28 protein-coding genes are annotated in these 26782 nt (G+C 54.1%); 3 read left to right on the plus strand and 25 right to left on the minus strand.

Going from position 1 to position 26782, the window contains the following annotated elements:
• Positions 1 to 171: 171 nt before the first annotated feature.
• The 13 genes from F3J37_RS03360 to yceD all read right to left on the minus strand — a co-directional run bounded on the left by F3J37_RS03360 (position 172) and on the right by yceD (position 10683).
• Positions 172 to 963: a metal-dependent hydrolase gene (locus F3J37_RS03360; protein WP_034830707.1), complete on the minus strand. Its 792-nt coding sequence runs from the start codon at positions 961 to 963 to the stop codon at positions 172 to 174.
• Between the two features lie 17 nt (positions 964 to 980).
• A complete protein-coding gene (gene holB, locus F3J37_RS03365; protein WP_166931798.1) occupies positions 981 to 1970 on the minus strand; it encodes a DNA polymerase III subunit delta' in 990 nt (329 codons plus the stop codon).
• On the minus strand, positions 1967 to 2602 hold the full coding sequence (tmk, locus tag F3J37_RS03370; RefSeq protein ID WP_058959580.1) for a dTMP kinase: 636 nt from the start codon (positions 2600 to 2602) through the stop codon (positions 1967 to 1969). The genes holB and tmk overlap by 4 nt, the downstream gene beginning before the upstream one ends.
• Positions 2592 to 3611 (minus strand): endolytic transglycosylase MltG, encoded by a 1020-nt coding sequence (gene mltG / locus F3J37_RS03375; RefSeq protein ID WP_166931801.1) that lies wholly within the window; start codon positions 3609 to 3611, stop codon positions 2592 to 2594. The genes tmk and mltG overlap by 11 nt, the downstream gene beginning before the upstream one ends.
• The gene (pabC, locus tag F3J37_RS03380; RefSeq protein WP_166931803.1) at positions 3608 to 4420 is read right to left on the minus strand and encodes an aminodeoxychorismate lyase; all 813 of its coding nucleotides are present in this window, start codon (positions 4418 to 4420) and stop codon (positions 3608 to 3610) included. The genes mltG and pabC overlap by 4 nt, the downstream gene beginning before the upstream one ends.
• Before the next feature lie 122 nt (positions 4421 to 4542).
• Entirely contained in the window at positions 4543 to 5784 is a 1242-nt protein-coding gene (gene fabF / locus F3J37_RS03385; RefSeq protein WP_034830699.1) for a beta-ketoacyl-ACP synthase II, read from the minus strand.
• Positions 5785 to 5870: 86 nt separating this feature from the next.
• The gene (gene acpP, locus F3J37_RS03390; protein ID WP_007885774.1) at positions 5871 to 6107 is read right to left on the minus strand and encodes an acyl carrier protein; all 237 of its coding nucleotides are present in this window, start codon (positions 6105 to 6107) and stop codon (positions 5871 to 5873) included.
• A gap of 153 nt (positions 6108 to 6260) precedes the next feature.
• Positions 6261 to 6995 (minus strand): 3-oxoacyl-ACP reductase FabG, encoded by a 735-nt coding sequence (fabG, locus tag F3J37_RS03395; protein ID WP_166931806.1) that lies wholly within the window; start codon positions 6993 to 6995, stop codon positions 6261 to 6263.
• Between the two features lie 10 nt (positions 6996 to 7005).
• Positions 7006 to 7938 (minus strand): ACP S-malonyltransferase, encoded by a 933-nt coding sequence (gene fabD, locus F3J37_RS03400; protein ID WP_166931809.1) that lies wholly within the window; start codon positions 7936 to 7938, stop codon positions 7006 to 7008.
• A gap of 16 nt (positions 7939 to 7954) precedes the next feature.
• Complete coding sequence (locus F3J37_RS03405; protein ID WP_034830694.1) at positions 7955 to 8908, minus strand: beta-ketoacyl-ACP synthase III; 954 nt, start codon at positions 8906 to 8908, stop codon at positions 7955 to 7957.
• Positions 8909 to 9949: a phosphate acyltransferase PlsX gene (plsX, locus tag F3J37_RS03410; RefSeq protein WP_166931812.1), complete on the minus strand. Its 1041-nt coding sequence runs from the start codon at positions 9947 to 9949 to the stop codon at positions 8909 to 8911.
• A gap of 27 nt (positions 9950 to 9976) precedes the next feature.
• Positions 9977 to 10147 (minus strand): 50S ribosomal protein L32, encoded by a 171-nt coding sequence (gene rpmF / locus F3J37_RS03415; RefSeq protein WP_007885783.1) that lies wholly within the window; start codon positions 10145 to 10147, stop codon positions 9977 to 9979.
• 14 nt (positions 10148 to 10161) lie between these two features.
• On the minus strand, positions 10162 to 10683 hold the full coding sequence (gene yceD, locus F3J37_RS03420; RefSeq protein ID WP_034830691.1) for a 23S rRNA accumulation protein YceD: 522 nt from the start codon (positions 10681 to 10683) through the stop codon (positions 10162 to 10164).
• Positions 10684 to 10826: 143 nt separating this feature from the next.
• Between yceD and F3J37_RS03425 the strand changes: the two genes are divergently transcribed.
• Complete coding sequence (locus tag F3J37_RS03425; RefSeq protein WP_166931815.1) at positions 10827 to 11408, plus strand: Maf family protein; 582 nt, start codon at positions 10827 to 10829, stop codon at positions 11406 to 11408.
• Positions 11409 to 11419: 11 nt separating this feature from the next.
• On the opposite strand, the gene rluC is transcribed toward F3J37_RS03425, so the two are convergent.
• Positions 11420 to 12376, minus strand: coding sequence for a 23S rRNA pseudouridine(955/2504/2580) synthase RluC (rluC, locus tag F3J37_RS03430; RefSeq protein ID WP_097119613.1), 957 nt, complete (start codon positions 12374 to 12376; stop codon positions 11420 to 11422).
• A gap of 301 nt (positions 12377 to 12677) precedes the next feature.
• Here rluC and F3J37_RS03435 point away from each other — a divergent pair, with 301 nt between their 5' ends.
• Positions 12678 to 12884, plus strand: coding sequence for a hypothetical protein (locus tag F3J37_RS03435; RefSeq protein WP_141399045.1), 207 nt, complete (start codon positions 12678 to 12680; stop codon positions 12882 to 12884).
• 64 nt (positions 12885 to 12948) lie between these two features.
• Positions 12949 to 16425, plus strand: coding sequence for a ribonuclease E (rne, locus tag F3J37_RS03440; RefSeq protein ID WP_166931818.1), 3477 nt, complete (start codon positions 12949 to 12951; stop codon positions 16423 to 16425).
• A 310-nt stretch (positions 16426 to 16735) separates the two neighbouring features.
• On the opposite strand, the gene flgL is transcribed toward rne, so the two are convergent.
• The 11 genes from flgL to flgB form a co-directional block, all read right to left on the minus strand.
• Entirely contained in the window at positions 16736 to 17701 is a 966-nt protein-coding gene (flgL, locus tag F3J37_RS03445; RefSeq protein ID WP_166931821.1) for a flagellar hook-associated protein FlgL, read from the minus strand.
• A gap of 18 nt (positions 17702 to 17719) precedes the next feature.
• Positions 17720 to 19363, minus strand: coding sequence for a flagellar hook-associated protein FlgK (gene flgK / locus F3J37_RS03450; protein ID WP_166931823.1), 1644 nt, complete (start codon positions 19361 to 19363; stop codon positions 17720 to 17722).
• A gap of 118 nt (positions 19364 to 19481) precedes the next feature.
• Positions 19482 to 20423, minus strand: coding sequence for a flagellar assembly peptidoglycan hydrolase FlgJ (flgJ, locus tag F3J37_RS03455; protein ID WP_166931826.1), 942 nt, complete (start codon positions 20421 to 20423; stop codon positions 19482 to 19484).
• On the minus strand, positions 20423 to 21529 hold the full coding sequence (locus F3J37_RS03460; RefSeq protein WP_166931829.1) for a flagellar basal body P-ring protein FlgI: 1107 nt from the start codon (positions 21527 to 21529) through the stop codon (positions 20423 to 20425). The genes flgJ and F3J37_RS03460 overlap by 1 nt, the downstream gene beginning before the upstream one ends.
• 11 nt (positions 21530 to 21540) lie before the next feature.
• Positions 21541 to 22251, minus strand: a complete 711-nt coding sequence (locus tag F3J37_RS03465; protein ID WP_034830679.1) for a flagellar basal body L-ring protein FlgH — start codon at positions 22249 to 22251, stop codon at positions 21541 to 21543.
• A gap of 61 nt (positions 22252 to 22312) precedes the next feature.
• Positions 22313 to 23095, minus strand: a complete 783-nt coding sequence (gene flgG, locus F3J37_RS03470) for a flagellar basal-body rod protein FlgG (protein ID WP_034830678.1) — start codon at positions 23093 to 23095, stop codon at positions 22313 to 22315.
• 17 nt (positions 23096 to 23112) lie between these two features.
• On the minus strand, positions 23113 to 23871 hold the full coding sequence (locus tag F3J37_RS03475; protein ID WP_034830676.1) for a flagellar basal body rod protein FlgF: 759 nt from the start codon (positions 23869 to 23871) through the stop codon (positions 23113 to 23115).
• A gap of 20 nt (positions 23872 to 23891) precedes the next feature.
• The gene (gene flgE, locus F3J37_RS03480) at positions 23892 to 25124 is read right to left on the minus strand and encodes a flagellar hook protein FlgE (RefSeq protein ID WP_166931832.1); all 1233 of its coding nucleotides are present in this window, start codon (positions 25122 to 25124) and stop codon (positions 23892 to 23894) included.
• A 24-nt stretch (positions 25125 to 25148) separates the two neighbouring features.
• Positions 25149 to 25823 (minus strand): flagellar hook assembly protein FlgD, encoded by a 675-nt coding sequence (gene flgD, locus F3J37_RS03485; protein WP_034830672.1) that lies wholly within the window; start codon positions 25821 to 25823, stop codon positions 25149 to 25151.
• A gap of 12 nt (positions 25824 to 25835) precedes the next feature.
• Complete coding sequence (gene flgC / locus F3J37_RS03490) at positions 25836 to 26240, minus strand: flagellar basal body rod protein FlgC (protein ID WP_034830669.1); 405 nt, start codon at positions 26238 to 26240, stop codon at positions 25836 to 25838.
• A gap of 2 nt (positions 26241 to 26242) precedes the next feature.
• Positions 26243 to 26656, minus strand: a complete 414-nt coding sequence (gene flgB / locus F3J37_RS03495) for a flagellar basal body rod protein FlgB (protein WP_034830667.1) — start codon at positions 26654 to 26656, stop codon at positions 26243 to 26245.
• Between the last annotated feature and the right edge of the window lie 126 nt (positions 26657 to 26782).

Here is a 26782-nt window from a genome sequence, read left to right on the forward strand (position 1 = left end):
CGATATTTGTTACTTTGACGGCTATCACGTTTCGCTCAAGACGAACGCTTGCTTTCTGTTGTTTTTGACTGAATTGCCTGGAGAAACAGCAATAAATCACTGCCCGTGCCGCGTTATATGCCGCACAGGTCAGTGATTATGGAATTATTACAGAGTTTAAAATAAAGCGGATTAGCCGCCGAGACGGCTCATCGGGACATGGAACAGACGCGAGAAGTTTTCTGTGGTCGCTGCAGCCAGCGTTTCGATATCCACACCCTTCAGCACAGCCATATAATCCGCGACATCACGTGTAAAGGCTGGCTGGTTTTCTTTGCCACGATGCGGAACCGGTGCCAGATACGGCGAGTCAGTCTCGACCAGCATGCGATCCAGCGGCACATAACGCGCGGCATCACGAATCTGTTCAGCATTGCGGAAGGTCAAAATGCCGGAGAAGGAGATATAAAAACCCATATCCAGCAACTGCGCCGCAGTCTCTTTATCTTCAGTAAAGCAGTGCAGAACGCCACCACACTTTTCCACCTGCTCTTCACGCAGGATTGCCAGCGTGTCTTCACGTGCATCACGGGTATGTACGATGATCGGCTTATTCAGCGCGATGCCGGTACGGATGTGTTCACGGAATGAGGCTTGCTGCTGCGCTTTGGTCTCCTGCTGATAGAAGTAATCCAGCCCGGTTTCGCCCAGTGCAATCACCTGCTCTTCAGCTGCCAGTCGACGAAACTCTTCGACATCGTAAGGTGCTTCCTGATTTAACGGATGCACGCCGCAAGCCAGGGCGATGTTTTCCCTGTCGCCGACCAGTTGCTTGATCTTGTAGTAATCCGGCAGCGTGGTGGCAATCGCCAGCATAAACTTCACGTCACGCGCGGCGGCTTTGGCGATCACATCGTCCAGATCGCGATGCTGCTTCTCATAATCCAGGCCATCAAGATGGCAGTGCGAATCAACAATAAACATACTTCTCTCTTTTACGCTTAGCTGACCGCCGTGGGCGACATTAAGCGTCCCCAGGCTAACAGGCGATCGGTCAAAATCAGTTCACGGTTCAGGGCGGCGACATGCAACAGTTGCTCACGACACTGCATCCACTGCTGGGCGCTGGCGTTGAGCGCACTGCTGTTAAGCTGCTGAGCCAGTTGCGATACGACCTCAGGATGGTCGCCGTTGCTTAACCAGTTGCTGGCACCCTGCTGCACTTTCATGGCATCCACCAGTAATGAAATCAGCCAGCTGAGGCGCTCTGCCACATCGTCGCTGTTCAGCGCGGGCAGCAGTTGCAGTACATCGCTGTTCAACGCGCTGAGCAAGGTTTCACACAGCTTCTCACGTGCCTGCCAGCGCTCAGGCTGCAGCAGGGTCAACGCAGCAGCAGGTGCGCCATTGCTCAAGCGCAGAGCGGCTCGCAGTACTGGCTCGGATTGCGGCAGCTGTTTCTGCAGCCATTGCAAACTGGGCAGCTCTTCCGGCGGGGAAAGATGCCATGTCATGCAGCGGCTGCGCAAGGTTGCCAGCAAACGTGATGGCTCACGGACGCTGAGGAAAAACCAGCAGTTGGCAGGAGGCTCTTCCAGCGTTTTCAACAACGCATTGGCGGCGGCTTCAGTGAGCTGCGCCGCATCCGGCAACCAGACAATCTTTGCTCCGCCCTGCTGAGCAAAATGGTAGAGCTTCTCGGTGACGTCACGTACCGCATCAATACCCAGTGAAGATTTGCCTTTTTCTGCTTCCAGACGATACCAGTCAGGATGCGTCTGCGCCTGCATTAGCTGGCAGCCGTGGCAATGGCCGCAGCTCTTCAAGCCTTCCGGATGTTGGCACATTAACCAGCGGCTAACACCCCACACTAACGCATCGTCACCCATGCCATTAATGGCCTGTATCAGCAAGGCATGGTGTGCCTGACCGCTTTGATGACGGCTGATAATCTGCCGATAGGGCTGATTCAGCCACGGATACCAGTTCATGCCGCCTGACCTGCCAGCCATTTTTGTAGCGCTGATTTAAGTGACGATGTCACTTCTGCAATATTTTGTGTGGCATCAATGGTTAAAATGGTGTCATCGCTGGCAGCCAACGCCAGATAACGGTCACGTGTGCGTTCAAAGAAACGCAGTGATTCTTGCTCAATACGATCGAGTTCCCCGCGAGCACGCGCGCGTTGCAGGCCAATTTCCGGTGTCACATCCAGGTAGAGGGTCAAGTCCGGACGGAAGTCGCCCAATACCGCATCGCGCAGGGTGGTCATCAACTGCGTATCCAGGCCACGGCCACCGCCCTGGTAAGCCTGGGATGAGAGGTCGTGACGGTCACCAACCACCCAGGCGCCACGCGCTAACGCAGGCTTAATCACGTTCTCGACCAATTGAACACGGGCGGCATACAGCATCAGCAGTTCGGCTTTGTCAGTCACCTGTTCGCCATCAATCCCCTGCTTCACCAGCACGCGTAATTGTTCTGCCAGCGGCGTGCCGCCAGGCTCACGGGTGAACACCACATCGTCGATACCCTGCTCATGCAGCACCGCCACAATGGCATCACGCGCAGTGGTTTTGCCCGCGCCTTCAAGGCCTTCAATGACGATAAACTTACTTTTCATTTTTTTCCTTCATAGCCAGCCGATAGACCTGCACCGCTTTATTATGGCTGGCGAGATTGGTGGTAAAGGTATGTCCGCCTTTGCCATCCGCGACAAAATAGAGATAGTTGGTTTTTTCTGGATGCGCCGCCGCTTCCAGCGAGGCTCGGCCTGGCATCGCGATAGGACCTGGCGGCAATCCGCTAATCGTGTAGGTATTGTAATCGGTCGGCGTTTCGAGGTCTTTACGCGTAATCGTACCGGTGTAGTTATCACCCATACCGTAAATCACGGTAGGGTCGGTTTGCAGCTTCATGCCGGTGCGCAAGCGATTAATAAATACGGAGGCAACGCGCGCGCGCTCTTCCGTCACGCCGGTCTCTTTTTCGATAATCGAGGCCATGGTGACCAGATCTTGCTCATTTTTATAGGGCAGATTGTCCATCCGCCCCTGCCAGATCTCATCCACCAGTTTATTCATGCGCGTGTGTGCCCGCTCCAGCAGCGATATATCACTGGTGTTAGCTGTATACAAATAGGTGTCGGGATAGAAAGCGCCCTCAAGCTGATTTGCATCCATCTTCAGCGCAGCGGCGACAGTCGCAAACTGATCGTCAGTTAGCGTATGTTTGATATAGGGCGCTTGACGCAGTTCGGCCAACCACTCCTTCAAGCGCGAGCCCTCGACAAACCGCACCGGAAATTGCGCTTCTTTACCGCTGGCCAGCAACTGCAGCAGCTGTCTTACCGTCATATTACTTTCCAGTCGGTAGGTGCCGGCTTTGAACTTCGCGAGTTCAGGCTCAAGTTTCAAAAGCGGCCCAAACCAGATACTTTCCGGAATGATGTGCTGGCTTTCCAGTTGCGCTTCCAGCACGACCCGACCACTACCCGCGGGCAATGTGTAGATCGTTTCCTGATTAATGGTCAAAGGGGTATCGGCAAAACGTTCAATCTGCCAATAACACAATGCCGCCGCGAGGCCGGCAAGCGCCACAGCGCTGGCGAGTATTTTTTTCATTCGGGTCATGATGCTTCCATCTTCTGGCAACTGTTATACAGCTGCTGGTACAGCGTGCGTGCGGTGAACGAAACATCGTCAATTTTCCGCACAGGTAAAACCGGCATCAGGGCATTGCAGATCACCACTTCATCGGCGTTCAGCACATCCTCCCTGCTTCCTTCAATCAACTGACAAGCCTGGCCTTCCGACGCTATCTGCGCCATCAGATAACGGCGCATAATGCCATCGACACCCGCTTGCTCAAGACGCGGCGTGAAAACCTGATCACCTTTGCGCCAGAATAAATTGGCCGCACAGCATTCCACCACCGTCCCTGCAGTGTCAAGCACCAGCGCCTCATCAGCATCGGTGTGGTCAAGCTGCTGACGGATCAGCACCTGTTCCAGTCGGTTAAGATGTTTGAGGCCGGCGAGCAGTGGATTGCGCGCCAGTCTCACTGGGCTGGTTATGAGCGCTGCACCCTGCTGCTGCAAAGTGGTGTAGTGTTGCGGCCACGGAGAAAGGGAGAGGATGCGCGTCGGGGTTGTGCAACCGGTTCGGCTATATCCCCGTCCACCGACGCCTGGCGTCAGAATCACTTTTAAAACGGACTGGGTTTGACCCTTGGCGGCATGCTGCATCTCCTCGGCCAGCTGCGCCATATCCGGTAAGGGAATGAATAAACGCTCACAGCCTTCCTGCAATCGCTGCAAATGGGCGTTCAGCAGTTGTATCTTGCCTGCCACTACCGCAGCAGTGGTAAAACAGCCATCACCAAACTGCACCGCGCGATCGCGCGCAGAAAGTTCGAACTGCTCTACGCCGTTTATCCACATACCGCTCACCTTTGGCTACCCTGCCAGTCTGAATACCACTGACAGCGGTAAGAATCCACGCCACTGCGTGACAAAATATAAAAAAGGCCCGCATTGCGGGCCTCTGTTTGGCTGGGTAAAACTTAGACCTTGCGGAAGATCAGCGAGCCGTTGGTGCCGCCAAATCCAAAGGAGTTACACAGCGTGTACTCCAGTCCGCTCACCTGACGTGCTGTATGCGGCACGAAGTCGAGGTCACAACCTTCATCTGGGTTATCCAGGTTGATGGTTGGCGGAACCGCCTGGTCGCGCAGCGCCAGAATCGAATAAATCGCTTCTACCGCGCCTGCTGCACCCAACAGGTGCCCAGTCATGGATTTGGTAGAACTCACCATCACGCTGTGAGCCGCTGCACCAAATACAGACTTGACCGCCTGAGCTTCAGCTTTGTCACCCGCTGGCGTAGAGGTGCCATGCGCGTTGACGTAGCCAATCTGTTCAGCATTCAGCTGCGCGTCACGCAATGCATTCACCATCGCTGCTGCAGCACCTGAACCGTCCTCCGGCGGAGACGTCATGTGGTAAGCATCGCTGCTCATGCCGAAACCGATGATTTCAGCATAAATTTTGGCACCGCGCTTTTTCGCATGCTCGTACTCTTCCAGCACCACAATGCCTGCACCATCGCCCAATACGAAACCATCACGGTCTTTATCCCACGGACGGCTTGCCGCCTGCGGATTATCGTTATTGGTTGAGAGTGCACGTGCAGCACCAAAGCCACCCACACCCAGCGGGGTACTGGCTTTTTCAGCACCACCGGCCAGCATGACATCGGCGTCGTTGTACGCAATGATACGCGCAGCATGACCAATGTTGTGCACGCCTGAAGTACAAGCGGTTGCAATAGAAATGCTTGGACCTTTCAGACCGTACATGATGGTCAGGTGACCTGCCACCATGTTAACAATGGTAGAAGGAACAAAGAACGGGCTGATTTTGCGCGGACCGCCGTTAACCAGTGAACTGTGGTTGTCTTCAATTAAACCCAGTCCGCCGATGCCGGAACCGATAGCTGCGCCGATGCGACCGGCATTCTCATCAGTCACGACCAGACCGGAGTCCGCCATAGCCTGAATACCAGCCACAATGCCGTATTGGATGAAGTCATCCATCTTGCGCTGATCTTTGCGCGAGATGAATTCATCGCAATTAAAATCTCTTACTAAGCCCGCAAAGCGTGTTGCGTAGGCACTAGTATCAAAATGGTCGATCAGGCTGATGCCGCTCTGACCGGCAAGGAGAGCACTCCAGGTAGACTCTACGGTATTGCCGACAGGAGACAACATGCCAAGACCAGTCACAACTACACGACGCTTAGACACGTACGTCCTCCAGGGAGGGAAAAAATAACGCTATGTGGGGCAAACATAAAACTCAGGCGGTCGAGGTGACCGCCTGAAGATATTCATTAGCCTTGGTGGCTATTGATGTAATCGATCGCTGCCTGAACGGTAGTGATTTTCTCAGCTTCTTCGTCTGGAATTTCAGTATCAAACTCTTCTTCCAGAGCCATTACCAGCTCAACGGTGTCAAGAGAATCTGCACCCAGGTCTTCAACGAAAGAAGCAGTGTTAATCACTTCGTCTTCTTTAACACCCAGCTGCTCAGCTACGATTTTCTTAACGCGTTGTTCGATATCGCTCATACTATTTAATTTCCTATCAAAACTCGCTTTCGCGATGGTTTTCGTAGTGTATAAAATGTTGAAAAAGATGCAACAAAATCCCGGCTGGTCGAACCACGATTTTGCGCTATTCTGCGGTGTTTACCGCAGATAATGCAAATGTTTTCGTGATTATCAGACCATGTACATGCCGCCATTGACGTGGAGCGTCTCACCCGTGATGTAAGAGGCTTCGTCAGAGGCTAAGAATGCAACAGCATTGGCAATCTCCTGCGGGTCGCCTAAACGACCTGCCGGCACTTCTGCCAAAATGCCCGAGCGCTGATCTTCGTTCAGTGCACGCGTCATGTCCGTCTCAATAAAGCCCGGAGCCACGACGTTTACGGTAATGCCACGTGACGCGACTTCTCGCGCCAGTGATTTGCTAAAGCCAATCAAACCTGCTTTTGCTGCCGCATAGTTTGTTTGACCCGCGTTACCCATGGTTCCAACTACAGAACCGATGGTAATGATACGGCCCACGCGTTTTTTCATCATGGCACGCATAACCGCCTTAGAAAGACGGAAGACTGATGTCAGGTTGGTATCGAGGATATCCGCCCACTCATCGTCCTTCATGCGCATCAACAGATTATCACGCGTAATGCCTGCATTATTGACTAAAATGTCCACTTCGCCAAATTCAGCGCGAACTTTCTCGAGCACGCTCTCAAAAGAGGCCGCATCGGTCACGTTCAACAGCAGACCTTTGCCGTTATCGCCGAGGTAAGCACTGATTGCTTCCGCACCGCTTTCGCTGGTGGCGGTTCCCACCACTTTCGCACCACGCGCAACCAGCGTTTCCGCGATTGCACGGCCAATGCCGCGGCTTGCGCCAGTCACCAGCGCTACTTTACCTTCAAAGCTCATGTTTTTCCTCTTATTCCTGTGTAAGCGCCGCAGAGAGTGACGCAGAATCGTTCACGGCTGCAGCGGTCAGGCTATCCACAATACGTTTGGTCAGACCGGTCAGGACTTTACCTGGACCGATCTCCAGCAACTGGCCAACGCCTTGGGTGGCAATAAACTCAACGGCTTCGGTCCAGCGCACCGGGCTATACAACTGGCGAACCAGTGCACTGCGAATCGCAGCGGCATCGGTTTCACACTTGACGTCTACGTTATTGACGACAGGCACACCAGGTGCATTGAAAGTAATATCTTCCAGTGCCACAGCCAGTTTATCTGCTGCGGGCTTCATCAACGCGCAATGCGAAGGAACGCTCACAGGTAATGGCAACGCACGCTTGGCACCAGCCGCTTTACAGGCAGCACCTGCACGCTCAACCGCTTCTTTGTTACCCGCGATAACCACCTGGCCTGGCGAATTGAAGTTCACCGGCGAAACCACCTGACCTTGCGCGCTTTCTTCACACGCTTTACGGATAGACTCATCATCAAGCCCGATGATTGCCTGCATGGCACCGGTCCCTTCAGGAACCGCTTCCTGCATCAGTTTGCCGCGTAATTCGACTAACTTGATTGCGTCCGCAAAGTTCAGTACGCCAGCACAGACCAGCGCAGAGTATTCACCCAGGCTATGGCCGGCCATCAGCGCAGGCTGCGGGCCATTTTTGCTCTGCCAGACGCGATAAATCGCGACGGAGGCCGCCAGCAACGCAGGTTGCGTCTGCCAGGTCTTATTCAGTTCTTCAGCTGGACCTTGTTGTACCAACTGCCATAAGTCATATCCCAGTGCATCAGAAGCTTCACGGAAAGTGGCTTCAACCTGCGGGTTTTCCACAGCCAGATCGGCCAGCATGCCGACGGTCTGTGAGCCCTGTCCTGGGAAAACAAAAGCAAATTGTGTCATCTGTCGTTCCTGTCAATCAAAAGCGAACCAGCGCAGAACCCCAGGTGAAACCGCCACCAAAGGCTTCCAGCAAAATCAGTTGGCCAGGCTTGATACGGCCATCTCGCACCGCTTCATCCAGTGCACTTGGCACCGAAGCCGCTGAAGTGTTGCCATGACGATCCAGCGTCACCACCACTTTTTCCATGCCCATGCCGAGCTTTCTGGCCGTTGCGCTGATAATGCGCAGGTTGGCCTGATGTGGCACCAGCCAGTCGAGCATTTCGCGATCAAGGTTGTTGGCTTGCAGCGTCTCGTCCACGATATGGGCAAGCTCGGTCACAGCGACTTTAAAGACTTCATTACCGGCCATCGTGAGATAGGCTGGCTCATCCTGATGTTCACGATCCTGATACGGCAGCGTCAACAGCTTGCCATAACGACCGTCAGCATGCAGATGCGTTGACAGGATACCGGGCTCTTCACTTTGCCCCAGCACCACAGCGCCAGCGCCGTCACCAAACAGGATGATGGTGCCACGATCGTTAGGATCGAGGGTGCGGGCTAAGACGTCCGCACCGATCACCAGCGCGTGTTTGACCACACCGTTTTTGATGTACTGATCGGCAACGCTAAGTGCATAGGTGAAACCTGCACATGCAGCGGCCAGATCGAAAGAAGCGCAGTCATTGATCTCCAGCATCTGCTGGATCATGCACGCTGAACTTGGGAAGGCATGGCTGGAAGAGGTGGTTGCCACAATAATCAGACCAACATCGCTGGCCGCAACGCCTGCCATTTCCAGCGCGCGCTGTGCAGCCGCAAAGCCCATAGTGGCAACCGTTTCATCTGGCGCGGCAATACGGCGCTCACGGATACCGGTACGCGTGACAATCCACTCGTCCGAAGTCTCCACCATTTTTTCCAGATCCGCATTGGAGCGAACCTGCTCAGGCAAATAGCTGCCCGTACCGATAATTTTGGTAAACATCTACGCTTTGTCACTCCTGGCTAATACAGCGTCAAGGCGCGCCGCAATCCTCTCTGGGACTTGCCTGCGCACCGCCTGCTCTGCCTGCTCTATCGCCACGGCAAACGCACGTTGATTCGCCGCACCGTGGCTTTTGATCACTGTTCCGCGCAATCCTAACAGACAAGCGCCATTGTACTGGTCGGGGTTGAGATGGCCGAAACGTTTAGCCAGACGCTTTTGCAGCCAGCGCCCGACCCATTTCAACCACCACGCCCGTTTTTTCCCATCCTCTGACGACTTGAGCAGAGAAAGAAACATTCTTACCACGCCTTCCATGGTTTTAAGCGTGACGTTTCCCACGAAGCCATCACAGACCAGCACATCCGTCTTGCCGGTGAGGAGATCATTCCCCTCAAGATAACCAATATAGTTGATTTGCGGCGTATCCCGCAGAACCCCAGATGCTGTGCGAATCGTTTCCAGCCCCTTGGTCTCTTCCTGCCCAATGTTGAGCAGCGCGACACGCGGTCTGTCGATTTCCAGCACTTCCTCGGCCATGACAGCGCCCATGATGGCAAACTGCACCAACATATCGCTATCCGATTCCACATTTGCGCCGAGATCCAGCACCACCGTTTTACCCTGCTGCTGATGCGGCAGAACGGTCATCAGCGCCGGACGCTCAATGCCATCCAGCGGCTTCAATAACATCTTAGCCAGACCCATTAACGCGCCGGTATTGCCTGCACTGATGCAGGCTTGCGCGTTACCCTCTTTCACCAGCTCGAGTGCCACACGCATCGAGCTGCCGCGGCTGTTTCGAATGGCTTGTGAAGGCTTGGCATCACTTGCAATAACCGATTCGGCAGGGATCACCTGCACACGCCCCAGTAACGAGGAATCCGCTTTGGCAAGAAATGACGAGATGATGTCGGGATCACCGACCAGAAGAAGAACCAGATTCGTATGAGAGGCCAGTGCCTGCAAGGATGCAGGCACTGTCACGCAGGGACCGAAATCCCCGCCCATGGCATCAACTGCCAGGGTCAAACGTGTCAAGGTATCGCCTTGCGTAACCGCAAAGAATTACTTGGTGATAACCTTGCGACCGCGGTAGTAACCATCCGCAGTGATATGGTGACGCAGATGAGTTTCACCAGAAACTTTATCTACTGACAGAGCTGCGGTGGTCAGCGCATCGTGCGAACGACGCATACCACGCTTAGAACGGGTTGGTTTATTCTGTTGTACGGCCATGGACCTTACTCCTATTACTTACGCTTTAAACTGGCTAATACGGCAAAGGGATTTGGTTTTTCTGCCTCTTCAGGCAACTTGCCAAATACCATGTCCGCGTCGGACACTTCACAGTGTTCAGAATCATGCACCGGAACTACAGGCAGCGCGAGGATGAGTTCATCTTCGATAACTGCCAGCAAGTCGATTTCGCCGAAATCATTGATATCAACTGGCTCGTAAGCTTCCGGCAGTGCCTCGGCCTGCTCATCAGAAGAGACAGGACTGAAGCAATAGCTTACGTGGACAGCATGCGGGAATGACTGGTTGCAGCGTTGACACGACAATGTCACCTGCACATCAGCTGTTCCTTGCAGAACCGCTAAGCGCTGGTTGTCAATCGCAAACGACATGGTGCATTCCACATCACTGTCCACACTCACGACCGTTTCGGCCAGGCGCGCCACCAATTCAGGTGCATACACACCTTGGTAATCAAGGCGCTTTTGCGCGGCGCGGGCCAGATCGATCGTCAGGGGTAATTTTACCTTTTGCATAGGGCGCGCATATTAACTTTGTAACGTCATAGAGTCAAAGAAAAAGGCCGGTTTACAGCATCTTTCACCCGTTAGTCGCATCCAGTGCGGCGCATAGTTTAAAATGCCTGTCATCTTTACGCTATCTATTCTGAAAAAAAATCATGACACCGTTAATTCTGGCCTCCACTTCCCCATTCCGTCAGGCCTTGCTGAGCAAGCTTGGCCTGCCTTTTATTGCCGTTGCGCCCGATTGCGACGAGACGCCGCAACCGAACGAAACCGCACCGCAGTTAGTGCAACGCTTAGCACTGGCAAAAGCCCAGGCGCTAGCCGCTCGGTTTCCACAAAGCTGGATTATTGGTTCCGATCAGGTCTGCGTGCTTGATGGCAACATCACCGGAAAACCGCATACGGTGGAGAATGCCTGCCGGCAACTGGCTGCGGCCAGTGGAAAAGTGATTACGTTTTATACCGGGCTCGCCTTGATTCAGCCACAAACGGCACAACAGCAGGTGGTTTGTGAACCGTTCAACGTACATTTCCGTCATTTAAGTCAGGCAGAAATTCGTCACTATGTGGAAAAAGAGCAGCCGTTGAATTGTGCGGGCAGCTTTAAAAGCGAAGGTATGGGGATTTGCTTGTTTGAGCGGCTGGAGGGGCGCGATCCCAATACGCTAATTGGATTACCGCTGATAGCGTTAAATAAGATGCTGATCAAAGTGGGCATCAACGCGCTGGGTTGATGCCCGGAAAATCAGGCTTTTTTCTGGCGCAACTGCGCCAGGCAGTGTTTCAGCGCATTATCCAGCGGCGCTTCCATTCGCAGGACTTCCCCGGTATTCGGATGGGTAAAGGTCAGCGCTGCAGCATGCAGGAACAACCGCGCCAGGCCCGTTGACGCGAGCTGACGATCAAAGTCCCGATCGCCATAGCGATCGTCAAAAGCGATAGGATGGCCACCATGCAGCGTGTGCACACGGATCTGGTGCGTGCGCCCGGTCACCGGACTGGCTTTTACCAGAGTGGCGAAACCAAAACGCTCTTCCACTTTGAAACGGGTCTCGGAGGGCTTGCCTTCCGCACTGACACGCACCACGCGCTCACCGCTTTGCAAAATATTTTTCAGCAACGGTGCCTGCACCGCTTTCAAATGTGAAGGCCAGTCACCGCGCACCAGCGCCAGATAATCTTTCTGCATGCCCTTTTCACGTAACTGCTCATGCAGCGAACGCAGCGCAGAACGTTTTTTTGCCACCAGCAAAATACCGGAAGTGTCGCGGTCAAGACGATGTACCAGTTCGAGGAAACGGGCTTCAGGACGCAGCGCGCGCAGACCTTCAATCACACCAAAGCTAAGACCGCTACCCCCGTGTACGGCGGTACCTGATGGCTTGTTCAGCACCAGTAGATGATCGTCCTCATACAGGATGGCATTCGCCAGCGCGGCAACCTTATCGAGTTTCGGTGATACCGCCTGCTCTTCACGCTCGGCCACACGCACTGGCGGAATGCGCACTTCATCCCCCACCTGCAGCTTATACTCGGGTTTCACGCGCCCTTTATTCACGCGCACCTCGCCTTTACGCAAGATGCGATAAATCATACTTTTCGGCACGCCCTTGAGCTGAGTGCGCAAAAAGTTATCAATACGTTGTTCGGCATTTTCAGCCGTAATGGCGACATAAAGTACGCCGGGATTCTCTGTTTTCATGGCGGCGATTCTAAATAGTGTCCCTGGATAGCGCCACCCCTTTTTCTGTGCTTAACTCTCTCTTTGTCGCGCGGACAAAAGGTCATAATGATGACTTTTTCGCCGATGCGATGTTAAGCCCTGCAAATGAACAGGTTAAGGATGCACAAACTTCACAGCTCGGTAAAAGTCGCCTTGCTATATGTGAGTGAGCAATGGAATAATGCAGGGGTTTCTGCCCTGGAAAATTCAGGCAGGAAAAAAGAGCGAAATAAGTCATTTTGCCGGATTGAACGGACACGCAGCAATGGCGTAAGACGTAATGTTAAATCAGGCACTTAGCGGGCTGCGGGTTGCAGCCTGGACGACAGACTGGGATGTGTGGATTTCTGAATTTTCTATAGCTATTCCACCTTCAGGCGCTGTTTTTCCTTATGAAAAACAGGCCACCGACAAGATTTGCGCCCCTTTAGCCGACGACAGCCGTGAGGTTGACGTCAGTGCATTAAGACACGGGGCCATCGGTTGATTCTCGTCCAGGGTAACGATGCCCGCAGCTACATCACTCATGTGAGAATAACGAGTAAGTCACGATGAAAAGAATGTTAATTAACGCATCTCAGCAGGAAGAGTTGCGCGTTGCCCTTGTTGACGGCCAACGTCTGTACGATCTGGATATCGAAAGCCCCGGACACGAGCAGAAAAAAGCCAATATCTACAAAGGTAAAATCACCCGTGTTGAACCCAGCCTCGAAGCGGCATTTGTCGATTACGGTGCTGAACGCCACGGTTTCCTCCCCCTGAAAGAAATTTCCCGCGAATACTTCCCTGCTAATTACAACGCACATGGCCGTCCTAACATCAAAGAGGTGTTGCGTGAAGGTCAGGAAGTTATCGTGCAAATCGATAAAGAGGAGCGTGGAAATAAAGGTGCAGCCTTAACCACCTTCATTTCTCTGGCCGGTAGCTATTTAGTCCTGATGCCGAATAACCCGCGTGCCGGGGGTATTTCCCGCCGTATTGAAGGTGACGATCGCACCGAACTGAAGGAAGCGCTGTCCGCACTGGAACTGCCAGACGGTATGGGCTTGATCGTACGTACCGCAGGCGTTGGCAAATCTGCCGAATCGCTGCAGTGGGACTTGAGTTTCCGACTGAAGCACTGGGAAGCGATCAAAAAAGCCGCTGATAGCCGCCCTGCCCCGTTCCTGATCCACCAGGAAAGCAACGTCATTGTACGTGCCTTCCGCGACTATCTGCGTCAGGATATTGGTGAGATTCTCATCGATAACCCGAAAGTGCTGGAGCTGGCCCGTCAGCATATTGCTGCGCTCGGTCGCCCGGACTTCAGCAGCAAAATCAAATTGTACACCGGTGAAATTCCGCTGTTCAGCCACTACCAAATTGAGTCGCAGATTGAATCGGCATTCCAGCGCGAAGTGCGCTTGCCTTCCGGTGGCTCAATTGTTATCGATAGCACCGAAGCGCTGACCGCCATCGATATCAACTCCGCCCGTGCAACACGCGGTGGCGACATCGAAGAGACGGCATTCAATACTAACCTCGAAGCGGCTGATGAAATCGCTCGTCAGTTGCGCCTGCGCGACCTCGGCGGCCTGATTGTCATCGACTTCATCGACATGACACCGGTTCGACACCAGCGCGCGGTTGAAAACCGTCTGCGCGAAGCGGTTCGTCAGGATCGTGCACGCATTCAAATCAGTCACATTTCGCGTTTCGGTCTGCTGGAAATGTCGCGTCAGCGTCTTAGCCCATCATTGGGTGAATCCAGCCATCACGTCTGCCCACGCTGTAGCGGCACCGGCACCATCCGTGATAACGAATCGCTCTCGCTGTCTATCTTGCGTCTGATTGAAGAAGAAGCGCTGAAAGACAACACCAAAGAAGTGCATGCGATTGTACCGGTGCCCGTCGCCTCTTACCTGCTGAACGAAAAGCGTGATGCAGTCAGTGCGATCGAGAAACGCCAGGGTGGCGTGCGTGCCATCATCGTGCCAAACGATCAGATGGAAACGCCACATTACTCTGTGCTGCGCGTGCGCAAAGGCGAAGAGACGCAGACACTGTCTTACCACCTGCCAAAACTGCATGAAGCCGAAATGGCGCTGCCTTCGGAAGAAGAGCATGCCGAACGTCGTCGTCCTGAGCAGCCAGCCCTGGCCGCCTTTGTGATGCCTGATGCGCCGCCTGCGCCAGTTGAAGTGGAAAAAGAGAGCCGTAGTGCGGTTAAAGCGGATGCAAAACCGGCAGCTGCCGCCGCGGCACCTGCCGTTGCCAGCACTGGCTTTGTCGCTCGTCTGTTAGGCGGTTTGAAAAAACTGTTTGCTGGCGATGCGCCTGCTGCTGCACCTGTTGAAGCTAAACCAGAAGAGAAAGCCGCTGAAAGTGAGAATAATCAGCAGCGTGGCGACCGCCGTAACAACCGTCGTAGCAATAATCGTCGCGATCGCACTCCGCGCAACGGTGAAAATGCTCAGGGTCGCGAAGGCCGTGAAGCGCGTGAGCCACGCGAATCGCGTGAACCACGTGAAGCCCGCGAGCCGCGTGACAATCAGGACAATCGCCGTAACAAGCGTCAGAACGAGCCTCGTGGTGAACGTCCAGCGCTGACCGATGAGCAGCTGCAGCAGCGTGATGAGCAGCAGCAACAGCGTCGTGAGCAGCGAGCTGAACGCCAGCGTCGTCGTCAGGATGAGAAACGTAATCAGCAGCAGGATCAAAAAGCCGCTGAAACCGTTGCTCAGACCGAAATCACTGATGGAAACGTTGCGCAGGAAGAAGAACGTGTGCAGGTCATGCCACGCCGTAAACAGCGTCAACTGGCACAGCGCGTGCGCGTGGGTGATACTGGCGAAGTGGCGGCAGCCATCCCAGCACCAGCAGCCACGGAAGCGGTTGTGGAAAATGCACAGCGCACTGCATTCAATGAGCAATCTGAAGTCGCTCAGGATGAACAGGATGATAACGAGAACCGTGATAGCGCCAACATGCCGCGTCGCTCACGTCGTTCACCACGTCATCTGCGCGTGAGCGGCCAACGTCGTCGTCGCTACCGCGATGAGCGTTACCCAACCCAATCTGCCATGCCGCTGGAATCGGCTGCCTCTTCTCCAGAGATGGCATCCGGCAAAGTCTGGATTACCTACCCGGTTGCCCAGGCCCACGATCAGTTCTCCTCTCAGGAAGCGCTGAACGAAATGCCTGATTACAGCTATCAACATACCGGTGAAGCGGACGCACTGCCGGTTGCGGCAGCAGCAGAACAGGTTACTCAGCCAGCAGCGCAAGAGGCTGTTCATCAGTCTGAGCCACAGGCACACACTGAAGTGCCGGTGGTGAACACCGATGACCTGACCCCAGTCGCTGCGCCTGTTAACGAAGAGCCTGCCGTGATTTCTGCCGCTGTTGAGCAGATTGCACAACAAACCGCTGCTGAAGCCGTACCGGCCGATGAAGTGACAACGGCACCGGCTGACACGGTCATCGCTAATGAAGTTGAAGATATTCAGGCTGAAGTTGCACCCGCTGCGGAAGTTGCTGCTGCATCGTCTGAAGTGGCACCGGCTGCGACGCCTGCATCGACTGAGACAGTTTCTGCTACTGAAGTGACACCAGCTGAAGAAGTCCCTGCTGCGGAAATTACCGCACCACAGGTCAGCGAAGCCGTTGCTGAGCAAGCGCCTGCTGAAGTTCAGCCTGCTGTTGCAGCGGCTGAGCAAGCACCCGCTGAAGTTGAACCTGCTGTTGCAGCGCAAGTGGAAGAAGTGCTGACTGCACCCGTGGCTGCTGAAGCGCCTGCTGCACCGGTTACTGAACCGCATGCTCCTGTTGCTGCACGTGATACCGCAGTGAGCAACGCTGATACCCGCTGGAAGCACCACGCCACGGCGCCAATGACCAAAGCACCTGCTCCGGCATGGGAGCCAGAAGTCGTTCGTCACAGCGATTGGGTTCGCCCACCGTTTGACTTCGAAGGCCGTGGCTCTGCGGGCGGCCATAGCGCCACGCATCAGGCGACGGCACCGGCAACACGTCCGGAAAGCGTTTAAGTCTTAGTCGCTAATCAGCGTTAACAAAACCCCGACTGGTTCGGGGTTTTTTATTGCCTGTCGATCCTGCTCTGCCGCAATGACTCGTGATGATCTGGCAGAGTAGACAAACAGACCGCTGCGCCGCAGGAGGCAGGTGCGAAGAGGTGGTGATCTGGCAGAGTAGACAAACAGACCGCGGCTCCGCAGATGCCAGGTGCGATGAACGGTGCGACGAAATGACAGGCAAAAAAAATCCCACGGCCCCAAAAGGCGGTGGGAGAAACTAAGCGCGCCCGGTTTAAGCACGCTCAAATTTTCAAGTCAGATCTTATGAATTCAGCTGGAACAGTGACATCTTCGACATATCAGTGAAGGTCTTGTAAGACGCTTGCAGTGCTGTCTGTTGCATGGTGTAGCTGGAAATGGCGGAGGTGTAATCGACATCTACCAAATCACTCATTTGCGAGGTCATGATAGTATCGCGATCGTCACCCTGCGCATTCAGCGTGTCGAGTTCTGACAGCTGTGTACCGACTGCAGAACGCACGGTCAAAACGTTGTTCAGTGAATTACTGAGGCCACGGTTGGTTTTATCCATCGCATCCTGGAACGTTTGTTTGGTCGCATCATCCGCATTGTCTTGTGGCACTTTAAGGGCCGCAATGGCGCTGTCGAGCATATTAAAGACATTGGTCTCGCTCGCCGTTCCATCTGGTTCAACTTTCGCATTGCTGGTAATCGACATGAACACAGAAGATCCGGTACTGCTCACATCCATAGTGCGGCCATCATCGACTTTCTGCGTGATAGCCTGATCGCCGCCCACATAGCTCACGCCAGTGCCGGCAGTATCGGTGAATGGTGCCGTATCGGTTTTGTAACCGGCGAAAATATAGCGACCATTACCATCCTGGCTGTTGGCCTGATTAAGCAACTGGGCGCGAATACCTTCCAGTTGGGTGGCGATAGAGGCACGGTCGTCATCGCTAAGTGTGCCGGTAGAGCCATAAACGATCAGGGTTTGTGCATCCTGAATGCTACTGGTCGCGCCTTTAAGCGCATTCTCTTCCATCGACAAGCTTTGATCCGCGAAACTACGCGCGGTCGCGTATTGGGTACTTTTCGCCTGAGACTGCGACAGCACCACGGCACGAGAGGCCGCAATGGGATCATCAGATGGGTTGTTAACACGACGACCGCTGGAAAGCTGTTCGCCCACTTTTAACCAGGAAGATTGCGAGTCAGTAATCCCGCGCACCTGCTGGTCAAAAATCATATTGGTACTAAGACGCATGGTTTTTATCCTCTATGCTTAGCCGCGGATGTCCATCAGCGCGTTGAAAATCGTGCTGGCGGTTTGCAATACCTGCGCATTCGCCATATAAAACTGCTGATATTTGGTCAGGTTGGCGTACTCTTCATCAAGGTTCACCCCTGAGACCGACTGCTGACGGTCGGTAAGCTGATCGACCACGTTTTTCTGCGTGGTACTGGCCGTTTCCAGTGTGCTGGTTTTGTTACCCACCGTGCTGACGATGCTGGCATACGCTTGCGCAATCGTTGCGTTGCCGTTAACCAACTTCGCATCCTGCAAATCCAGCATTTTTTGGGCGTTGGTGTTGTCACTTTCGCCACTGGTCGCACTGGATGCAGCAGCGATTTGCGATTCATCCGTGATAGCCACAGACATACTGCTAATCACGTTCTGGACCGGTTTTACCAGGAAACTATCTTTATTATCAGGCGTACCGGTAACGGTTAATTTCAGGCCATCAAAGCTCAGTGTGCCATCTGTCGCATCAGGCGTAACGCTAAATTTCACGTTGTCAGACAAGCGAGTCACAGACCAGGTACTGCTGGCGCTGTCATAGCTCATGGAGTAGTTTGAGGCTTTAAGCGCACTGGTATCAGACCATTCTGCGGTCACCGTTGTAGTGGACGTATTCTTGCTGTTACTCACTACGTTCGGTGAGCCGATGTTGAAGAATTTCGTGCCCAGATCGCCGTTACTGTCATATCCTGCCGTTTGTACGGCGTTAAAGCTGGTGGTGAAGGCTGCCGCTAACTGGCCAAGCTGATTCTGTGCGGTATCTAAATCCTGCGTGCGGAACGCCAGCAAACCACCCAGTGAACCGGTCGTCAGGGTTTTTTCAGGAATTTCGACATTACCTGCTTGCTTGTCGACATAACCAACAGTGATACGCGAGTTATCGGCGCTGGAAGGCATCGCGACCAAATTAGTCGAATTTTTGCCGTTAACCAGAGTGACACTCCCCATCGAGACGATATAGCTACCCTCTTGCTGAGAGACGTTTACCCCAACGATGTTATTAAGGTTGTTCACCAATTGATCGCGTTGATCCAGCAGATCATTCGGTGCAGCACCGTTGCCGGTGGTCAGTTTTGCAATCTGGGTGTTGAGATCGGCAATCTGGCTGGTGTAGGTATTAATCTGGTCAACGTTAGAGGCAATGTCCGTATTCACGCTGGTTTGCATGTTATTCAAGTACTGCGCCGTGGTCTGGAACTGATTGACCAACCCCTGTGCATAGCTCAGCATTGATTGACGTGCAGACGGATCGTTTGCATTACTTACCACGTTTTGCACATTGGTAAAGAAGCTTTGAATCGACGTTGAAAGGCTGGTGGTCGATGTCGACAGCAGGTCATCAATGTTTGAAATCTGACTGTATTGGGTATTCACCGCGCTGTAATTGGCATTGGATCCGCGCAACTGAGCAGTAACAAACTCATCATATTCACGCTGCACGCCAGACAGCGTCACGCCATTGCCATAGTAGCTGTTGCCTTGTAAGGTGCTATTGGCCTGCGACAGAATGGTGGTCTGACGTGAGTAACCCGCTACCGTGTAGTTGCTGATGTTGTTACTGGTGGTGCTTAATGCGGCCTGTGCGGCGCTCAGCCCACTCATCGCTGAGTTAATTATGCTGGACATCTCGGTTCCTTTATTTCCCGTTAACCGGGCTGGCAGTCATCAGTGCGATTGGGCGGGCTAAAACGCCCGCAGCTTATGATGGTTATCGGCGTGCTTAAGTGAAACTTGAGGTAAAAAATCAGAACAAATCGGTGATATCCTGACTGTACGCCTTCACGACTTTCTCGCCCATGTTTTTGAATTGCTGGATCATTCCCACCAATTTCTGCGCATATTTCGGATCGGTGGCGTAGCCCGCTGCCTGCAGGGCTCGTGCGCCCTGCTCCGGGGTTGCGGCATTGGCAACGGCGGCATAGCGCGGGTTATTGGACAGCAGTTTGACGTAGTCGCTGAGCGCTTCCATATAGGAACCATACACACGGAAGGTGGCACGCACTTTCTTCGCCACGCCACCTTCATATTCGGTGGTCATGATGTCGGTGGTTGCACCCTTCCAGTCACCACCGGCTTTGATGCCAAACACGTTGTAGCTCGGCTTGCCGTCGCGCGTCAGAATCTGGCGTTGTCCCCAACCCGATTCCAGCGCCGCCTGGGCAAGAATCAAGTGATGAGGAATACCACTCTGCTGACTCGCGGCCTGCGCGGGTTGGGATAACTGGGCAATAAAGTCGTTGCTATCCGCTGGGAAACTGGACGGCGAGACCGGCAGACGCGGCACCGCTTTGCGTACCATCTGCTCCAGTTGGTTGGAAGGCAGATTGCTATAAATGAAGCTGTTATCCAGCTTCATCGGTACTGTGCCAGCGGTTTCATCAGGCTCTTGCGCGGGCTGCATCTGTTTGACGATCAAATCCGCCATTCCCAGCCCGCGTTTACCGATTTCCTGCGCAATCTGCTGATCGTACATTGAGGTATACATCTTCGTTGAGTCGCTGCTGAAGATGCCATCCTGCGGCAACGCTTCACGCATGCTCTTCAACATCATCTGTACGAACATTCCCTCAACCTGTTTTGCCACCTGCAGCGCCTTCCCTTTCGGATCGGTGGCTGCTTCGCGTTTCAGGTTGTTCAGTGAGCGGCTGTCATAGGCCGCACTCATCAGCGATTGCGTATCGGTCATCAGATGATTTCCAGTTTGGCGCGCAGACAGCCTGCACTTTGCATCGACTGCAGAATCGACATCAGCTCAATCGGCGTTGCGCCCAGGGCGTTAAGGGCACGGACCACGTTATTCAGATTGGCGCTGGAGTTAACATGCTGCAACGCGCCACCGCTCTGGCGTAAATCGATTGACGTCTGGGTGGTAGCGACCGTCTGTCCACCAGCAAAAGGCGTGTTCGGCTGGCTGACGTTCTGCTGTTGGTTAACCGTTACCGACAGGTTGCCCTGTGCCACAGCACAAGTGTTTAGTGTGACTTCGCGGTTCATGACCACAGAACCGGTACGCGAGTTGATGATGACCTTGGCATCTTCGATCGGCACGGAAACGTCAATATTCTGGATTTCGGCCAGCAAGCGCACTTGCGAACTGTTGTTTGGCGAAACACGAATCTGCACGGTACGTGCATCCAGCGGTTGAGCGGATCCCATACCACGACTGTTAATCGCATCAGCGATACGCTGTGCCATGGTGAAGTCTTCATTATTCAGCTGCAGGTTGATGGTGTTCTGACTGCCAAAGTTACTTTGCAGTTCACGCTCCACCGTCGCTCCGTCAGTAATGCGACCCCCGTTAAGCTGGTTCACCTGCACACTGCTGCCGCCGGCTGATGCACCCGCACCACCGACGAGGATGTTACCCTGGGCCAGCGCGTAAACCTGATTATCGACCCCTTTCATCGGCGTCATTAACAGCGTGCCACCGCGCAGGCTTTTGGCGTTACCCAGCGAAGAGACCACCACGTCAATATTCTGCCCCTGACGCGCAAACGACGGCAGCTTTGCCGTGACCATAACCGCCGCCACGTTCTTCAACTGCATATTGGTGCCGGTCGGCACGGTGATACCGAGCTGCGACAGCATGTTGCTTACCGTCTGGGTGGTAAACGGGGTTTGCGTTGTCTGGTCACCTGTCCCATCAAGCCCCACCACCAGGCCGTAACCGATCAGCTGGTTTTCGCGCACGCCCTGCACGGATGTCAGATCGCGAATGCGGTCAGCCTGGGCCATCAGACTGACACCGAGCAGCAGGCTCAGGCTCAGACGCAGCAGAGTGTTCATTTTCATCATTACCTCGATTACATCGGCGACACGTTCAGGAAGAAACGCTGGAACCAGCCCATGGTTTGCGCCTCATTGATATACCCGTTTCCGACATACTCAATACGTGCATCGGCCACCTGCGTTGACAACACGGCGTTGCTGGCGCTGATGGTGCGTGGGTTAACCACACCGGAGAAGCGAATAAATTCGGTTCCCTGGTTAATTTCGATCTGTTTCTCACCGACCACGCGCAGGTTGCCATTCGACAACACCTGATTCACGGTGACGGTGATGGTGCCGGTAAAGGTGTTATTGGCCGTTGCGCCACCTTTGCCAGCGAAGTCATTTTTGCCATTGGCATCCAGTCCGGCTTTCTCACCGGCGGCGCCGACCAGACCGCTCAGGCCGGTTGGCACAGTGCTCACGCCAAAGCTGTTGCTGCCATCGCGGCTCGCATTGGCTGAAGAACTTTTGCTGGCGCTGACATTTTCTTGCAGCGTAATCGTCAGAGTATCGCCAATGTTACGTGGACGGCGGTCTTCGAACAGCGGCTGATAGCCATAGTTCAGTGGCGCAACGCCCTGGAAAATGGAACCGTTTACCACTGGCGGTGCGGAAGGCGTGGGTTCTGCCGTTGTTGCACCCTGCACCAGAGGCGTGCGCGGAACCAGCGCACAACCGTTTAATGTCAGTAGCAGCGTGGCTACTAACCAATGCCCAGGCTTGAGAATCACTTGCTTCGCCACGGAGTTCTGACCTTATTCATGTTCTTAATCGGGCCAGCCAGGCTGGCCCAACGGCCCCAGATTAAACCTGGGTTAATTTCTGCAGCATCTGATCAGAGGTGGTGATCGCTTTGCTGTTGATTTCATAAGCACGCTGCGTCTGAATCATGGTGACCAACTCTTCCGCCACGTTGACGTTAGAGGTTTCAACATAACCCTGATACAGCAAACCAGCGCCGTTCTGCCCTGGCGTACTCTGCGTCGCCGCACCGGATGCCTGCGTTTCCTGATAGAGGTTTTCACCCAGGCTATCGAGGCCCGCATCGTTCATAAAGGTGCTCAGCGTCAACTGTCCCACCTGCGCTGGGTTGGTCTGCCCCTGCTGCGTCACGCTCACCACACCGTCACGCGAGATGGTGATGCTGGTGGCGTTCGCCGGAATAGTGATCCCAGGCTGAACCGGATAGCCGGCGTTGGTCACCAGCTGACCGTTCTGATCTACCTGGAATGAACCGTCACGGGTATACGAAGAGGTGCCATCTGGCATCTGCACTTCAAAATAACCCTGACCGTTGATTGCCACGTCTTTTGAGTTGCTGGTCTGCGACAGGTTGCCCTGGGTATGCAGACGCTCGGTGGTCACTGGGCGCACACCGGTACCGATCTGCAAGCCTGAAGGCAATGTGGTCTGTTCTGATGACTGCGTGCCCGGCTGACGCAGCGTCTGATACATCAGATCTTCGAACACGGCACGCGAACGTTTAAACCCGTTGGTTGAAACGTTCGCAAGGTTGTTCGAAATGACGTCCATATTGGTTTGCTGGGCGTCAAGGCCGGTTTTAGCGATCCATAAAGAACGAATCATGTTGTTTTCCTTACGCCTTAGCTGCTCATGTTGAGCAGTTGATTGGCTTTTTGTTCGTTTTCATCGACGTTAGTGATGACTTTCATCTGCATCTCGAAACGTCGGGCGTTGGCGATCATGTCGACCATGGTTTCCACTGGCTTAACGTTGCTGCCTTCCAACACACCTGGCATGACCGCGACCGTTGCATCAGGAGCTAAAGCCGCACCGCGTGTCGCCTGCGTCGCCTGGGTTGGACGGAACATGCCGTCGTCACCACGCTGTAACTCTTTGCCCGTGGCCTTCACCAGCTTCAGCTTGCCAATCTGCACCGTGGCGTTCGGTGCATCACCCGCATTACGCGAAGTGATGGTACCGTCAGCCGCGATGGTCAGTTCGGAGCCTTGTGGAATGGCGATTGGACCGCCATCGCCCATCACGGGATTGCCCTGAATGGTCAAAATACCGGTCGAGCTGATCTGCATATTGCCGTTGCGGGTATAGGCTTCAGAACCGTCAGCGGTACGCACCGCCAGCCAGCCATCTTGCTGTACGGCCACATCGAGCGGGCGTCCGGTGTTGTCCATCGCCCCTGGCGTCATATCGGCACCCGGCGTTGAGGCAGCCACTAAGGTGCGCGTCGGCAGCGACCAGCCGTTGACCGGCACCGCGCGCAACGCGTTGAGCTGGGCGCGGAAGCCCGGCGTTGAGGCGTTGGCGAGGTTGCTGGCGGTCACCGATTGTTGTTCCATCGTCTGACTGGCGGCGCCCATCGCGGTATATATTGCGTGATCCATAGTGCAATCCCGTTAGCGAATTAACGTAAGTTGATCAGGGTGTTGAGGATCTGATCCTGCGTTTTAATCGTCTGGCTGTTCGCCTGATAGTTACGTTGTGCAACGATCATGTTGACCAGCTCTTTACTCAGATCGACGTTGGAGGCTTCCAGTGCACCTGAGGTCAGTGAACCGTAAGTCCCGGTGTTGGCCAGACCGATGGCTGCCTGACCTGAAGAGTTAGTCGCTGACCAGACGTTATCGCCTTCTGACTGCAGGCCTTCCGGGTTAGAGAAGCTAGCCAAAACGATTTGACCCAGCAGCTGAGTTTTCTGGTTCGAATAGGTACCGGTGATGGTACCGTCATCGTTGATGGCGTAGCTGGTCAGGTCGCCCGGCGCATAACCATCCTGCGTTGGGTTTCCGAATGAAGTGGTGCCGGTATTTTGTTGCTGGCTTCCAAGTACGCTCAGCGTGATGGCCTGATTAGCCGCAGCACCATTAGCTCCCTGAATAGTCAAGCCAACAGTGGTTCCGCCTGGGGTAGTTGTCACGCCGCTTGTGATTGATTGCAGCTTACCGTTGGAGTCGAAGGTCATGGAGAAATCACCTGCTGACGTTCCAGTCGTGGAATCAATCGCGTGCACATCCCAGTTGTTATCACTGGTTTTCACATAATAGAGATCGAGTGCATGATCGTTACCCTGTGAGTCATACACAGTGATGGTGCTTTTGGCGTTGTAGCTATCGACGTCTGACGAGCTGAAGGTTGCCACAGTTGGCACGCTATCTGTGGAGTTCAAGTTTGAAACCAAACCTGCTGTGGTTGTCGCGCGCGCCGACATCTGTGTCGTCGGTACGCTCAATGCCACCGGGTTTGCACCCGTCTGAATCGTCGGCGGTGTACCGGATGCCGGATAGCCGGTGACGCTCATGCCCTGGGTATTCACCAGGTTACGGTTGGCATCCAGCGTGAACTGACCGTTACGAGAGTAGTACACGCTACCCGCGGCATCGCTCATTCGGAAGAAACCGTTACCGCTCAGTGCCACGTCCAGACCACGGCTGGTTGAGGTCGTTGTACCGTCGTTGAAGTTCTGAATAACCGCAGCGACCTTGGTACCCATACCGATATTTGAACCAGCAAACATATCCGCGAACGAAATGGTGCTGGATTTGAAACCCGCGGTCGCGGAGTTAGCGATGTTGTTACCAATGACATCCAGGTTACTGGAGGCCGCATTCATACCACTGACAGCTTGAGAAAAAGACATAACGTGTCTCCTGCTAAAATTGAATTAGAGAATCTGACGAACTTCATCAAGAGTGGCGGAGCCCATGGTGCCGAGGTCCAGTTTTGAGGTGTTATCCACCGTACTCACGCCATTCACGTAAGCGTAATTAAGCGGTTGTGCCACCAATTGTGTGCTGCCATTACTGGCGGCAATTGATACAGAATATTTGCCATCAGCCACTGTCGTGCCATTCGCATCTTTGCCGTCCCAGGAGAAGGCGTGAACGCCGGACGTCAATGCGCCCAAATCGACAGTGCGAACCACAGTGCCGTTCGAATCTTTGATGGTCGCGGTGGTGGCGGTAGAGGCTGTACTCAACTCCACACCGAAAGGTGTCGTGGTACCACTGCCAACCAGGATCTGGCTGCCATCAATCATCACACCATGTCCAATCAGCGTCGTACTCTGCAGTGACTGGCTGGTAGTGAGCTGACCAGAGATAGAACCCAATGTGGTATTCAGCTTCTCAATGCCGCTCAGGGTGTTAATCTGCGCCAGCTGAGTGGTGAGCTGGCTGTTGTCCATTGGGTTGGTGGGATCCTGGTTCTGCAACTGCGTCACCAGCATGGTCAGGAACTGGTTCTGCAAGTCCTGAGCACTGTTTCCCGTCCCTGTTGAACTGGAAGAACTCAGTACCGTTGGGTCAAGATTGGCATTAACGCCGACTGCTACGCTCATGTTCGTGCTCCGTTATTGACCCATCGTCAGGGTTTTCATCATCATTGATTTCACCGTGTTCAACACTTCGACGTTGGCCTGATAACTGCGGGACGCTGACATGGTGTTGACGGTTTCTGATACGACATCGACGTTTGGCATCTTGACGTAACCCTTCTCATCCGCCATCGGATTACCGGGGTCATACACCAATTTGGCCGGGGTAGGATCGTTCACCACGCCCGCGACTTTGACGCCACCGGTCGCCGCGCCAGGGGCGGCATCGGTCTGGAATATCACCTGTTTTGCCACATAAGGCTGGCCATCCGGCCCGGTGACGCTATCGGCGTTGGCCAGGTTACTGGCACTGACGTTGAGGCGCTGTGATTGCGCGGTCATCGCAGAACCGGCGATATCAAAAATATTCAGCAATGCCATGGTTATTGCCCCTGCAGAACGCTCATCATGCCTTTGATTTGGCTACTGATGAGGGTGAGATCGGTTTGGTATTTCAGGCTGTTATCAGCAAACTGCGTACGTTCACGATCCATATCCACGGTGTTGCCATCCGCGGCAGGTTGATCGGGAATGCGGTACATCAGGTCCATGGATGGCTGAGAGTTGGTTTCAGCGGCGATGTGGCGTGAAGAGGTGACTTTCAGCGCCATGCTGCTCCCCTCCGCGCGACCATTTTCCATCACCTTGCTCAGCTGGCTGGCAAAGTCGATATCCCGCGCCTGGTAGCCCGGGGTATCGGCGTTGGCAATATTGGACGCCAGGATTTCCTGGCGCTGAGCACGCAGATTTAACGCTTCTGTACCAAATCGCAGCGCGGCATCGAGTTTGTCGAGCATGCTTCCTCCGCGAATGAGAATTTCGAGCTGACAGCTTAAGTGGACAAATGCAAGGGCGATCGTCTGAATAGCAGCAAAAATCACGGCTATTTTTGACATTGAATTTTTCGCGCGAAGAGTAGACTC

This window comes from Candidatus Pantoea communis (assembly GCF_011752685.1).
GTDB classification, from domain to species: Bacteria; Pseudomonadota; Gammaproteobacteria; order Enterobacterales; family Enterobacteriaceae; genus Pantoea; species Pantoea communis.